The sequence below is a fragment of the Rhodococcus yananensis genome, from assembly GCF_020515525.1.
GTDB classification, from domain to species: Bacteria; Actinomycetota; Actinomycetes; order Mycobacteriales; family Mycobacteriaceae; genus Rhodococcus; species Rhodococcus yananensis.
In genome coordinates this window covers 1-12605 of the sequence record NZ_JAIYEP010000097.1, presented here as the reverse complement: position 1 = coordinate 12605, position 12605 = coordinate 1, and the positions used below count along the sequence as shown (strand labels likewise).

The 12605-nt window shown below is 70.7% G+C and carries 11 protein-coding genes; all 11 read left to right on the top strand.

The features are described from left to right. Window positions 1-70 precede the first annotated feature (70 nt). The 11 genes from dop to LDQ05_RS17530 all read left to right on the top strand — a co-directional run bounded on the left by dop (window position 71) and on the right by LDQ05_RS17530 (window position 12562). Window positions 71-1564, top strand: a complete 1494-nt coding sequence (gene dop, locus LDQ05_RS17580) for a depupylase/deamidase Dop (RefSeq protein ID WP_226438241.1) — start codon at window positions 71-73, stop codon at window positions 1562-1564. Window positions 1565-1725: 161 nt separating this feature from the next. Continuing rightward, the gene (locus LDQ05_RS17575) at window positions 1726-1917 is read left to right on the top strand and encodes a ubiquitin-like protein Pup (protein ID WP_169690235.1); all 192 of its coding nucleotides are present in this window, start codon (window positions 1726-1728) and stop codon (window positions 1915-1917) included. Further along, window positions 1914-2771: a proteasome subunit beta gene (gene prcB / locus LDQ05_RS17570; RefSeq protein ID WP_226438240.1), complete on the top strand. Its 858-nt coding sequence runs from the start codon at window positions 1914-1916 to the stop codon at window positions 2769-2771. Before LDQ05_RS17575 ends, prcB begins: the two co-directional genes overlap by 4 nt. Next, window positions 2768-3562 carry a proteasome subunit alpha gene (gene prcA / locus LDQ05_RS17565; RefSeq protein WP_226438239.1) on the top strand — a complete coding sequence of 265 codons (795 nt, stop codon included), beginning with the start codon at window positions 2768-2770 and terminating at the stop codon, window positions 3560-3562. The genes prcB and prcA overlap by 4 nt, the downstream gene beginning before the upstream one ends. Window positions 3563-3957: 395 nt before the next feature. After that, on the top strand, window positions 3958-5316 hold the full coding sequence (pafA, locus tag LDQ05_RS17560) for a Pup--protein ligase (RefSeq protein WP_226438238.1): 1359 nt from the start codon (window positions 3958-3960) through the stop codon (window positions 5314-5316). A gap of 51 nt (window positions 5317-5367) precedes the next feature. Further along, window positions 5368-6369 (top strand): helix-turn-helix transcriptional regulator, encoded by a 1002-nt coding sequence (locus tag LDQ05_RS17555; RefSeq protein WP_226438237.1) that lies wholly within the window; start codon window positions 5368-5370, stop codon window positions 6367-6369. Beyond that, the gene (locus LDQ05_RS17550; protein ID WP_226438236.1) at window positions 6366-7367 is read left to right on the top strand and encodes a helix-turn-helix transcriptional regulator; all 1002 of its coding nucleotides are present in this window, start codon (window positions 6366-6368) and stop codon (window positions 7365-7367) included. The genes LDQ05_RS17555 and LDQ05_RS17550 overlap by 4 nt, the downstream gene beginning before the upstream one ends. Window positions 7368-7477: 110 nt before the next feature. Next, window positions 7478-7738, top strand: a complete 261-nt coding sequence (tatA, locus tag LDQ05_RS17545) for a Sec-independent protein translocase subunit TatA (protein ID WP_226438235.1) — start codon at window positions 7478-7480, stop codon at window positions 7736-7738. A gap of 101 nt (window positions 7739-7839) precedes the next feature. After that, complete coding sequence (tatC, locus tag LDQ05_RS17540) at window positions 7840-8763, top strand: twin-arginine translocase subunit TatC (protein WP_226438234.1); 924 nt, start codon at window positions 7840-7842, stop codon at window positions 8761-8763. Continuing rightward, the gene (locus LDQ05_RS17535) at window positions 8760-11456 is read left to right on the top strand and encodes a DEAD/DEAH box helicase (protein ID WP_226438233.1); all 2697 of its coding nucleotides are present in this window, start codon (window positions 8760-8762) and stop codon (window positions 11454-11456) included. The genes tatC and LDQ05_RS17535 overlap by 4 nt, the downstream gene beginning before the upstream one ends. A 137-nt stretch (window positions 11457-11593) precedes the next feature. Beyond that, on the top strand, window positions 11594-12562 hold the full coding sequence (locus tag LDQ05_RS17530) for a DUF4333 domain-containing protein (RefSeq protein WP_226438232.1): 969 nt from the start codon (window positions 11594-11596) through the stop codon (window positions 12560-12562). Window positions 12563-12605: the final 43 nt, after the last annotated feature.

The window sequence follows — 12605 nt, the reverse complement described above, 5'->3', positions numbered from 1 at the left end:
GCTCCGTGTCAGGGTGGGGTCTCGGCCTGCCGAACCGACCCCGACGCACCGATCGCCTAGTCTCGACGGTATGCAGCGGATCATCGGCATCGAGGTCGAATACGGGATCTCCTCACCCAACGAACCCACCGCGAACCCCATCCTCACGTCCACCCAGGCCGTGTTGGCGTACGCGGCGGCCGAGGGGGTGCCGCGCGCGAAGCGCACCCGCTGGGATTACGAGGTCGAGTCACCCCTGCGCGACGCCCGCGGGTTCGACCTGGGCCGCTTCAACGGTCCCGCCCCGGTCATCGACGCCGACGAGGTGGGGGCGGCGAACATGATCTTGACCAACGGCGCCCGGTTGTATGTCGATCACGCGCATCCGGAGTACTCGGCGCCGGAGGTCACCGACCCGTTGGACGCGGTGATCTGGGACAAGGCCGGGGAACGGGTGATGGAGGCCGCGGCGCGGCACGCGTCGAGTGTGCCGGGGGCGCCGCGCCTGCAGTTGTACAAGAACAACGTCGACGGCAAGGGCGCGTCGTACGGCACCCACGAGAATTATCTGATGTCGCGGCAGACCCCGTTCTCGGCGGTGGTGGCGGGGTTGACCCCGTTCTTCGCGTCCCGGCAGGTGATCTGCGGGTCGGGGCGGGTGGGGATCGGGCAGTCCGGGGACGAGGCCGGTTTCCAGCTGTCGCAGCGCGCCGACTACATCGAGGTGGAGGTCGGGCTCGAGACCACCCTCAAACGGGGCATCATCAACACCCGCGACGAGCCGCACGCCGACGCCGACAAGTACCGGCGGCTGCACGTGATCGTCGGGGATGCGAATCTGGCGGAGACCGCGACGTATCTGAAGGTGGGGACGACGGCGCTGGTGCTGGATCTGATCGAGGCGGGGGTGGACCTGTCGGATCTGCAGTTGGCGCGGCCGGTGACGGCGGTGCATCACATCAGTCACGATCCGACGCTGCGCAAGACGGTGGCGTTGGTGGACGGCCGGGAACTCACCGGGCTGGCGTTGCAGCGGATCTACCACGAGCGGGCCGCGACGTTCCACGAGGGCACCGACGATGCGCGGGTCACCGATGTGTTGGAACGGTGGGCGATGGTCCTCGATCTGCTCGAGCGGGATCCGATGGACTGCGCGGATCTGCTGGACTGGCCGGCGAAGCTGCGGTTGCTGGAGGGGTTCCGGAACCGGGAGAACCTGGCGTGGTCGGCGCCGCGGTTGCACCTGGTGGACCTGCAGTATTCGGATGTGCGTCTGGACAAGGGTCTGTACAACCGGTTGGTGGCGCGGGGATCGATGCAGCGGCTGGTGTCCGAGCAGCAGGTCCTCGACGCGGTGCACACCCCGCCGGCGGACACCCGCGCGTTCTTCCGAGGTGAGTGTCTGCGCCGGTTCGGGGCGGACATCGCGGCGGCGAGTTGGGATTCGGTGATCTTCGATCTGGGTGGCGAGTCGCTGGTGCGGATCCCGACGCTCGAGCCGCTGCGCGGTAGCCGCGCGCACGTCGGGGCGTTGCTCGAGTCGGTGGAGTCGGCGGCGGAACTGGTGGATCAGCTCACGCACTGAGCAGCATCGGGTGCCGCGGCCGGGGCGGCCCGGTGTGGCGACACGCGCAGTGTCACCGTGCGTGTCGTGTCCGAATCGGTAGGGTGGACATCGATGTCGTGGTGTGCCGCTCCGGTCGTCGGTCGGGGTGCATGCCACTCGAGACGGAGGAGGTCGCGGCTATGGCGCAGGAGCAGACCACACGCGGTGGCGGCGGAGACGACGACGAGGTCACCGGTGACGGTGGTGCCGGTCAGGAACGTCGCGAGAAGCTCGCGTCGGAGACCGACGATCTCCTCGACGAGATCGATGATGTGCTCGAGGAGAACGCGGAGGACTTCGTCCGCGCCTACGTGCAGAAGGGTGGCCAGTGACAGCGGACCGACCGTCGTTTCCGTACCGCGGGGTGCAGGAGGGCCTGCACCCCGCGTCGTCCCTGTCGTCGTTCACCGAGCATCTGCGGGTTCACGCACCGGAGTTGTTGCCGGAGAACCGGTTCGCGCGGGAGGTCGGCGTGCACGGTGATGTGGCGCCGCACGGCACCACCATCGTGGCGTTGACGTTCGACGGTGGGGTGGTTCTGGCCGGGGATCGGCGGGCCACGATGGGCAACCTCATCGCGTCACGTGACGTGGAGAAGGTGTTCGTCACGGACGCGTATTCGGCAGCGGGGATCGCTGGGACGGCGGGTCTGGCCGTGGAGATGGTGCGGCTGTTCGCGGTCGAACTCGAGCACTACGAGAAGATCGAGGGGGTGTCGCTCACATTCGACGGCAAGGCCAACCGGCTGTCGTCGATGGTGCGCGGCAACCTCGGGGCGGCCATGCAGGGTCTGGCGGTGGTGCCGCTGCTCGTCGGGTTCGATGTGGACGCGGTCGAGGCGCGGCGCGCGGGCCGGATCGTGTCCTACGACGTGGTCGGCGGCCGGTACGAGGAACGCGCCGGGTATCACGCGGTCGGGTCGGGATCGCTGTTCGCGAAGTCGGCGCTCAAGAAGCTCTACCGCGCCGACGCCGACGAGGCCACGGCGCTGCGGGCGGCTGTGGAGGCGTTGTACGACGCGGCGGACGACGACAGCGCCACCGGTGGCCCGGACACCACGCGGGGGATCTATCCGACGGCGGTGACGGTCACTGCGGCCGGGGCGACGCTGGTGCCGGAGGAGACGTTGTCGGAGTTGGCGCGGGCGGTCGTCGCCGCGCGCACTGCAGCTGGAGGTCTGGGATGACGCTTCCGTACTATGCGTCGGCCGAGCAGATCATGCGGGATCGCTCGGAGCTGGCCCGCAAGGGCATCGCCCGGGGCCGCAGTGTGATCGCTGCGGTGTACGAGGACGGGGTGCTGTTCGTCGCGGAGAATCCGTCGAAGGCGCTGCACAAGATCAGCGAACTCTACGATCGGCTCGGGTTCGCGGCGGTCGGCAAGTACAACGAGTTCGAGAATCTGCGCCGGTGGGGCATCATGCACGCCGACATGCGCGGGTATTCCTACGATCGGCGGGATGTGACGGGCCGGTCGGTGGCGAATGCGTACGCGCAGCTGCTGGGCACCATCTTCACCGATCAGGCGAAGCCGTACGAGGTGGAGTTGTGTGTCGCCGAGGTCGGTCGGGTCGTCGACGACGAGGCCGCGCAGTTGTACCGCATCACCTATGACGGCTCGATCGTCGACGAACCGCAGTTCGTGGTGATGGGTGGCAATACCGAACCGATCCTGGCGGCGTTGCGCGAGTCGTATCGGCCGCAGCTGGATCTGGCGTCGGCGGTGGCGACGGCGGTGGCCGCGTTGCAGCAGGGCACGGTGGGGGGATCGGCCGCGGCGGATGCCGCGCCGCGGGTGTTGGGCCGCCGGGAACTGGAGGTGGCGGTGTTGGAGCGGTCGCGGCCGCGGCGTGCGTTCCGCCGGATCACCGGGGCCGCCCTCGATGCGTTGCTGCCCGCCGCCGCGACCGGCACGTCCACCCCGGCGGGTGCGGATCAGGGGTCCGGGGAGCCGGAGCAGGGGGAGTCCGGGCAGTAGACGGTCAGCGCCGACGGGACCGCGCGGAGGGTGAACGCGGTTCCGTCGGCGGGTCGGTGGCAGCCGTTGCCGGCGAGAACATCCATGTCGACCACGCCTCCGGCGCGAAGGCGTCCCGTCCGCAGAGGCCTCGATACCTCCACCGCAGAGGGTCGTGCCATGTGCTGTGATCGGCGGCGCGGCTCAGGGACCGTAGCAGCGGGTCCGCCCGGGGACGGCGGCGATGCGTCGCAGCGCGCGCACAGCGTCCGGTGGTGGCCCGGTGGTGGCGGAGGTGGGGATGCGGCACCGGCCTCTGCCGAGGAGACCGCCGATCCGGGGTGCGGGTGACGCGCCGCGGCGGAGTTGTGTCGTTGCGGGGCGTCGCGACGGTGTCCGCGCGGTACTGTCGAGGTGTGCAGCGACGAATCATGGGGATCGAGACGGAGTTCGGGGTCACGTGCACCTTCCACGGGCACCGTCGGCTCAGCCCGGACGAGGTGGCCCGCTACCTGTTCCGGCGGGTGGTCTCGTGGGGGCGCAGCTCGAACGTGTTCCTGCGGAACGGGGCCCGCCTGTATCTGGATGTGGGTTCGCACCCCGAGTACGCGACCGCCGAGTGCGACGATCTGCTGCAGTTGGTCACCCACGATCACGCGGGGGAGCGGGTGCTCGAGGACCTGCTCGTCGACGCGGAGCAGCGGCTCGCCGAGGAAGGTATCGGCGGCGACATCTACCTGTTCAAGAACAACACCGATTCGGCGGGCAATTCGTACGGCTGCCACGAGAATTATCTGGTGGGGCGGGTCGGGGAGTTCTCCCGCATCTCCGATGTGCTGTTGCCGTTCCTGGTGACACGGCAGTTGATCTGCGGTGCCGGGAAGGTGCTGCAGACCCCGAAGGCCGCCACGTTCTGTCTGTCGCAGCGCGCCGAGCACATCTGGGAGGGTGTGTCGTCGGCGACGACCCGGTCGCGGCCGATCATCAACACCCGGGACGAGCCGCACGCGGACGCGGAGAAGTACCGGCGGTTGCATGTGATCGTCGGGGATTCGAACATGTCGGAGACCACCACGATGCTCAAGGTGGGGTCGGCGGCGTTGGTGCTCGAGATGATCGAGGCCGGGGTGGCGTTCCGGGATTTCGCGTTGGACAATCCGATCCGCGCGATCCGGGAGGTGTCGCACGATCTGACGGGGCGGCGGCCGGTGCGTCTGGCGGGGGGTCGGCAGGCCAGCGCCCTGGACATCCAACGTGAATACCATGCGCGGGCCGTGGAGTATCTGCCGCACCGCGAACCCGATGCGCATGTCGCGCAGATCGTGGACCTGTGGGGGCGGGTCCTCGACGCTGTCGAATCGCAGGACTTCGCGAAGGTCGACACCGAGGTCGACTGGATCATCAAACGTAAACTGTTCCAGCGTTATCAGGATCGCTACGGGATGGAGTTGTCGGACCCGAAGATCGCGCAGCTGGATCTGGCGTACCACGACATCAAACGGGGCCGCGGCGTGTTCGATCTGCTGCAACGCAAGGGGTTGGCGGCCCGCGCCACCGACGACGCCGCGGTCGATGCGGCGGTCGACACCCCACCGCAGACCACCCGCGCGAAGCTGCGCGGTGATTTCATCGCCGCCGCGCAGGCCGCGGGCCGCGATTTCACGGTGGACTGGGTGCATCTGAAGCTCAACGACCAGGCGCAACGCACGGTGCTGTGCAAGGATCCGTTCCGGTCCGTCGACGAACGGGTGGATCGGCTGATCGCGTCGATGTGACGCGTCCGGGTCGGGGCGGCACCCGGCCGGGGCGGGCACTAGTGTTGCCCTGTGGCGATCTCGAAAGTCGAACGGCTGGTGAACCTGGTCATCGCGTTGCTGTCGACCCGCCAGTACCTGACCGCGGAGAAGATCCGCGCGTCGGTGGCGGGATACGCGGACTGCGTCAGCGACGAGGCGTTCAGCCGCATGTTCGAACGGGACAAGAACGAACTGCGGGACCTGGGTATCCCCCTGGAGACGGGGGTGCCGTCGCGGTATTCGACGGTGGAGGGGTACCGCATCAACCGGGACGCTTACGAGCTGCCGCAGATCGAGTTGACGGGGGAGGAGACCGCGGCGGTCGCGGCGGCCGCGGCGCTGTGGGAGTCCCCGGAACTGGGTTCGGCGGCGCAGCGGGCGCTGCTGAAACTGCGGGCCGCGGGGGTGCAGGTCGAACCGGAACCGGCGGGTACGTTCCCGCCGCTGCCGACGCGGGCCCGCGGCTCGGAACCGGCGTTGCAGGCGTTGCTCGCGGCGATCCGGGCGCGGCAGACCGTGCGGTTCCTGCATCGCAGCGCCCCCACCGATCCGTGGGTGCTGCGCACCGTCGAACCGTGGGGGGTGGTGACGGTCAGCGGCCGCTGGTATCTGGTGGGACACGACACGGACCGGGACGCGGTGCGCACCTTCCGCCTGTCCCGCATCGGTGAGGACGTCACCGCGGTCGGGGACCCGGGGGTGGTGCACATTCCCGACGGCACCGATCTGCGTGCCCGGGTGCTCGCGACGACCGGCCCGGGGGAGGTCACCGGATCGGCGACGGTGTGGGTGGCCGGTGGGCGTGCCTTCGAGTTGCGGCGTCTCGGTCGGGAGGTCGGGTCGCGGCGAGTCGGGGATCGCGACGGGACGGTCCTGGAGGTGCCGGTGCGGTCCCGTACCTGGCTGGCGCGGATCGTCGCCGGTCAGGGACCGGACGCACTGGTACTCGACCCGCCCGGGTTGCGGGCGGAGGTGCAGCGCATCCTGACGCGGGTCGCGCACACCGACGACGACGGGGGACTGCAGCGGTGAGTACACGACTGTCGGATCGGCTCACCCGCCTGCTGAACCTGGTGCCGTACTTCACGGCCCGACCGGGGATCTCCGCGGCCGACGCGGCCGCGGATCTGGGGGTCAGCCCGAAACAGATCATGGACGATCTGAACCAGCTGTGGGTGTGCGGGCTGCCCGGCTACGGGCCCGGCGACCTGATCGATCTGTCGTTCTCCGAGGACAGCATCGTGGTGACGTACACCGCCGGGATGGATCGGCCGTTGCGGTTGACGTCGACGGAGGCGACGGTGCTGTTGGTGGCGTTGCGGTCGCTGCTGGACATGCCGGGGGTGGTCGATCCGTCCGCGGCCCACGGCGCGATCGCGAAGATCGAGGTGGCCGCCGGCACCGCCGCCGGTGGACAGCGCCCGCCCGTCCCGGTCACCGACGATCCGGTGGCGGCGCGGGTACGGGCCGCGGTCCGCGACCGTCGGGCGCTGCACCTGACGTACTATTCGGCGTCCCGCGACACCGTCTCCGAACGTGACGTGGATCCGATCCGCATCGTGGTGATCGACGAACACACCTATCTGCAGGCGTGGTGCCGCACCGCCGAGGGGGTGCGGCTGTTCCGGTTCGACCGCATCGACGCCGCCGTCCCCCTCGACGAACCGGCGCGGCCGCCGCGCACCGTCCTCGACGACGGCACCCGGTTCGAGGTGTTCGCCGCCGACCCGACGCTGCCCGCCGCGCGCCTGCGCATCGCCCCCGGGCACACGTGGCTGCTGGACTATCATCCGTTCACCGACGTGCGGATCGGGGACGACGGGCACTGCGAGGCGGTGCTGCGGTACGCGTCCCCGGAGTGGATGGTGCGGCTGGTGGTGGGGCTCGGCGCGGGGGTGCAGGTGCTCGATCCCCCCGACCTGGTGGAGGCGGTGCGGCAGCGGGCCGCGGCGGCGCTGACCGCCTACACCGAACTCGACACCGGCGACGCCGCGTCGGGGGAAGCCGCCGCGCCCGGCGGGGACCGGTGAGCCACGACCCGGTGAACACCGGGAGAACAGTTCCCGGAACGGCTTCGGCCCCGGAACGGGTGTGCTGCGGTCCGGTAGCATCGATGCGAGCCAATCAGTGGAGGTAGCAAATGGGTTCCTTGAGCGTGTGGCATTGGGTTGTCGTCGCGGTGGTCGTCGTGATCCTGTTCGGCTCGAAGAAACTGCCGGAGGCCGCGCGGGGTCTCGGCCGGTCGCTGCGCATCTTCAAGAGCGAGGTCAAGGAGATGCAGAACGACGATGTGCGGCCCACCCCGGCGCCGGCACCGGACCCGTTGCCGGCGGCGCAGACCGGTGACGCGGCGGTCGGCGACGCGGCGCAGCGGGCACACACCGAGCCCCGGTCCGCCTGACCGACGATTCCCGACCGGGGCACCCACCGGGTGTCCCGGCGTTCGCCTGACCGTGGCGCCCCGATCCGCCGACGGTCCCGACAGGAGCTGAGACCCGCACCGTGCGCATCCCGTTCGATCCGCGCCGCCGCCGACGCAAGATCAATCCCGACGGCACCATGTCGCTCGTCGAGCACCTCTACGAACTGCGCACCCGCCTGCTGATCGCGGTGGCCGCGGTGATCGTCACCACCATCGTCGGGTTCATGTGGTACAGCCACGGACTGTTCGCGGTGCCGAGCCTCGGCTCGATCCTGCTCGACCCGTACTGTTCGCTGCCGGCGTCGGCGCGCGCCGACTTCAGCGCCGACGACGGCTGCTATCTGCTGGCCACCGGCCCGTTCGAACAGTTCATGTTGCGGTTGAAGGTCGCCGCGACCGCCGGGGTGGTCCTGGCCTGCCCGGTGTGGCTGTATCAGATCTGGGCGTTCATCACCCCCGGCCTGTACGCGAAGGAACGCCGCTACGCGGTCGGGTTCGTGGTCTCCGGTGCGGTGCTGTTCGTCACCGGCGCGGTCCTGGCGTACCTGGTGGTCACCCACGCCCTGTCGTTCCTGCTCACCGTCGGCAACGACGTGCAGGTCACCGCGCTGTCCGGGTCCGAGTACTTCGGGTTCATGATCAACCTGCTGGTGATCTTCGGGGTGTCGTTCGAGATCCCGCTGGTGCTCGTCGCGCTCAACGCGGTCGGGGTCCTGTCGTACGCCAAGCTCGCGTCCTGGCGTCGCGGCCTGATCATGGCGATGTTCGTGTTCGCGGCGATCGCCACACCCGGTCAGGATCCGTTCTCGATGACCGCGCTGGCGCTCGCGTTGACGGTGCTGCTCGAGATCGCCATCCAGATCGCGCGGCTCAACGACAAGCGGCGGGCGCGACGCGACACCGAGGAGGGCCTCGCCGACCTCGACGACGAGGAGGCCTCCACGATCTCCGCGCCGACCCCGGTGGAGCGTCCCACGGCGACCGACTACTCCGACACGCTGTGAGCACCACGACCGGCCCCGGGGTGCCGTCACCGCGGTTCGCGGCGTTCACCGCGGCCCTGCCGTTTCCGCTCGACGAGTTCCAGCGGCGGGCGTGCGCGGCGCTCGACGACGACCGGTCGGTGCTGGTGTGCGCCCCCACCGGCGCCGGGAAGACCGTCGTCGGGGAGTTCGCGGTGCACCTGGCGGTGCAGGCCGGCAGCAAATGTTTCTACACCACCCCGATCAAGGCGCTGAGCAACCAGAAGTACGCGGATCTGTGCGCCCGGTACGGCACCGACACGGTCGGGTTGCTCACCGGTGACCAGTCGATCAACGCGGACGCCCCGGTGGTGGTGATGACCACCGAGGTGCTCCGCAACATGATCTACGCGTCGTCGACGGCGCTGATCGGGTTGAGTCACGTGGTGATGGACGAGGTGCATTTCCTCGCCGACCGGTTCCGCGGGGCGGTGTGGGAGGAGGTGATTCTGCACCTGCCGGAGGATGTGCGGTTGGTGAGCCTGTCCGCGACGGTCTCGAACGCCGAGGAGTTCGGGCAGTGGATGACGACGGTGCGGGGCGACACCACCGTCATCGTCGACGAGGTGCGGCCCATCCCGCTGCACCAGCACATGATGGTCGGGCCGCGCCTGTACGACCTGTTCGACACCGGCGGTGGGCGGGACCGGGGTGGGCGGACGCTGGTGAACCCCGAATTGCTCACGCAGGTGCGGCGCCGCAACTCCCTCGACGGCGGGTTCCGCGGGCGCGGCGGGTTCCGGCCGCTGCCGCGACCGGATGTCATCGCCCGCCTCGACGCCGCGGGGCTGCTGCCGGCGATCACCTTCGTGTTCTCCCGCGCCGGCTGCGACGCGGCGGTGACCCAGTGCCTGCGCGCCGGACTGCACCTGACCGACGACACCGAGGCCGCGCAGATCCGGCGGATCGTCGACGAGCACACCGCGGACCTGCCGCGCGCGGACCTCGAGGTTCTCGGGTACGCGGCGTGGCGCACCGCACTCGAACGCGGCATCGCGGCGCACCACGCGGGGATGCTGCCGGCGTTCCGGCACACCGTCGAGGACCTGTTCGTGCGGGGTCTGGTGCGGGCGGTGTTCGCCACCGAAACCCTCGCCTTGGGCATCAACATGCCCGCACGCACCGTGGTGCTCGAGAAGATGGTCAAGTACAACGGGGAGACCCACGCCGAACTCACCCCCGGCGAGTACACCCAGTTGACGGGCCGCGCCGGGCGACGCGGCATCGACGTCGAGGGGCACGCGGTGGTGCTGTGGCAGCCCGGGCTCGAACCGCAGGCGGTGGCCGGGCTCGCCTCGACCCGCACATTTCCGCTGCGCAGTTCGTTCCGGCCGTCGTACAACATGGCGGTCAACCTCATCGACGCGGTCGGGGTGACCCGATCCCGGCAACTGTTGGAGATGTCGTTCGCGCAGTTCCAGGCGGACCGGTCGGTGGTGGGGTTGCGGCGCGGCATCGAACGGCACGAACAGGAACTGGCGACGTTGCAGGATCGGCTCGGCGGCCCGGACAGCGACATCGTCGACTTCGTGCGGTTGCGGGCGGAGTTGACCGACGCGGAGCGGCGGCACGAGCGGACCCGACGTCAGGATCGGCGGTCCGCGGCGGTCGCGTCGCTGGTGGCGTTGCGGCGCGGGGACATCGTGGCGGTGCCGGCGGGGCGGCGCCGCGGGGTGGTGGTCGTCGTCGACGCCGACCCCGACACCACCGATCCCCGACCGCGGGTGGTGACCGTCGACGGCTGGGCGGGGCAGGTGTCGGCGGGGGACTTCCCGACCCCGGCGACGGTGCTGGGCCGGTTGCGGTTGCCGCGGCACGCCGATGCGCGCACCGGGCGGTCGCGCCGCGACATCGCGTCGGCGTTGCGGTCGAAGAACGTGGCGGCGCCGCGCCGCCCGAAGCACACCCGCACCGGCGGCGACACCCGGGAGATCGACCGGCTGCGCCGACAGTTGAAGACCCATCCGGCGCGTGCGCATCCGGACCTCGAGTCGCTGGCGCGGGTCGGGGAACGCTACGGGCGGCTGCTGCGGGACACCGAGGAGCAGCGGCGCCGCGCGTCCGCGGCCACCGATTCGCTGGCGCGCACGTTCGAGCGGATCGTGGCGTTGCTCACCGACCTCGGGTACCTGACCGCGGGGCACGATCCGGCGGTGACGGAGGCCGGGGAGCGGCTCGCCCGGATCTACACCGAGGCGGACCTGGTGGTCGCCGAATGTCTGCGCCGGCGGGTGTGGGCGGGACTGTCCCCGGCGGAACTCGCCGGGGTCGTCTCGACGGTGGTGTTCGAGTCCCGCGGCGACGAGATGTCGGAGGTGCGGGGCCCGACGGCGCCGCTGCGGCAGGCGATGGCCGAGACGGTGCGGGTGTGTGAGACGGTGCGCGGCGACGAGGTGCGGCACCGGTTGCCGGTGACGCGCCCCTCCGATCCGGGATTCGTCACGGCCGTGTACACGTGGGCGCAGACGGCGTCGCTGACGCAGGCGTTGGCGGCGGCGGACGCCGCGGGCAGTGACCTGTCGCCGGGGGATTTCGTGCGGTGGTGCCGGCAGGTGATCGATCTGCTCGATCAGGTGCGGGTGTGCGCCGACGACCCGGAGACCGCGCGGACCGCGCACCGTGCGGTCGCGGCGGTGCGCCGCGGGGTGGTTGCGGTCGATGCGACGGCCGGGTGAGCGGTGCGGGGCGGTGCCCGCTCCGCGGTACCGGTGTGGTTTGATACGGCCGATTCGATACGGCCGCTGCCGCATGGCTGACCTGTTGTGGGGGCGCGACGGTGTAACGACGTGAACGAAGGTGAGTGGAGGCGACGATGACCGATCCGAACGAGCCGAAGGACGCCGGAGGCGGCGAGCAGCAGCCCGCCGATCCGTGGGCGCCCCCGGCGGCGGCCCCGCCGTCCGAGGCCGCCGCGCCGGCACCGCAGTGGGGTCAGCAGCCGGCCGGTGAGTCCACGGCCGCCCCGCAACCGCAGTGGAGTGCACCGGCGTCCGGGGAGACACCGTCGGCGCCGCAGCAGTGGGGGCAGCCCGGCGGTGCGCAGTGGGGGCAGCAACCCGGTCAGGCCGCGTCGTGGGGTGCGCCGCCACCGCCGTCCGGGGGTGACGCCGCCGGGTGGGGGCAGCAGCAACCGTCGGCGGCCCCGTCGTGGGGCCAGCAGCAGCCGGCGCAACCGTCGGGGTGGGGTGCCGCCCCGCAGGGGCAGCAGCCCGGCGGTGCGCAGTGGGGGCAGCAACCCGGTCAGGCCGCGTCGTGGGGTGCGCCGCCACCGGGCCAGCAGCAGGTGCCCGGGCAGCAGGCTCCGGGGCAGCAGTGGGGGCAGCCCGGTCAGCCGGGGTGGGGTGCCGCCCCGCAGGGGCAGCAGCCCGGCGGTCCGCAGGCGGCGCCGCACTGGGGACAGCAACCGGCCGGAGCGGCCGGTTGGCAACAGCCGGGGACGTCGGGCGCGTCGGGTACGCCCGGTCCGAAGTCGAAGACCTCGCTGATCCTCGCCGGTGTCGGTGCCCTCGTCATCGTCGTGGTCGCGCTGCTGGGCCTCGTGCTGTTCGGGAACTTCGGGACGGCCACCCTCGAAGCCGGTGCCGCCGAGACCGGTGTCGCCAAGGTCCTCACCGAGTCGTACGGGGCGTCGCAGGTGGGGAACGTGTCGTGCCCCGAAGGTCAGGAAGTGGCGTCCGGTAACAGCTTCGACTGCACCGTCACCGTCGACGGTCAGCACCGCACGGTGACGTTGACGTTCACCGACGACAACGGCACCTACGAGGTCAGTCGCCCGCACTGACCCCACCCGCGCAGTTCGGCCGGTCCCGCCACCTGCGGGACCG

Excerpts from the sequence above, each read along its gene's own strand:
- LDQ05_RS17530 (WP_226438232.1), top strand. The coding sequence starts at position 11,594 with ATGACCGATCCGAACGAGCCGAAGGACGCCGGAGGCGGCGAGCAGCAG.
- prcA (WP_226438239.1), top strand. The coding sequence starts at position 2,768 with ATGACGCTTCCGTACTATGCGTCGGCCGAGCAGATCATGCGGGATCGC.
- dop (WP_226438241.1), top strand. The coding sequence starts at position 71 with ATGCAGCGGATCATCGGCATCGAGGTCGAATACGGGATCTCCTCACCC.
- LDQ05_RS17575 (WP_169690235.1), top strand. The coding sequence starts at position 1,726 with ATGGCGCAGGAGCAGACCACACGCGGTGGCGGCGGAGACGACGACGAG.
- tatA (WP_226438235.1), top strand. The coding sequence starts at position 7,478 with ATGGGTTCCTTGAGCGTGTGGCATTGGGTTGTCGTCGCGGTGGTCGTC.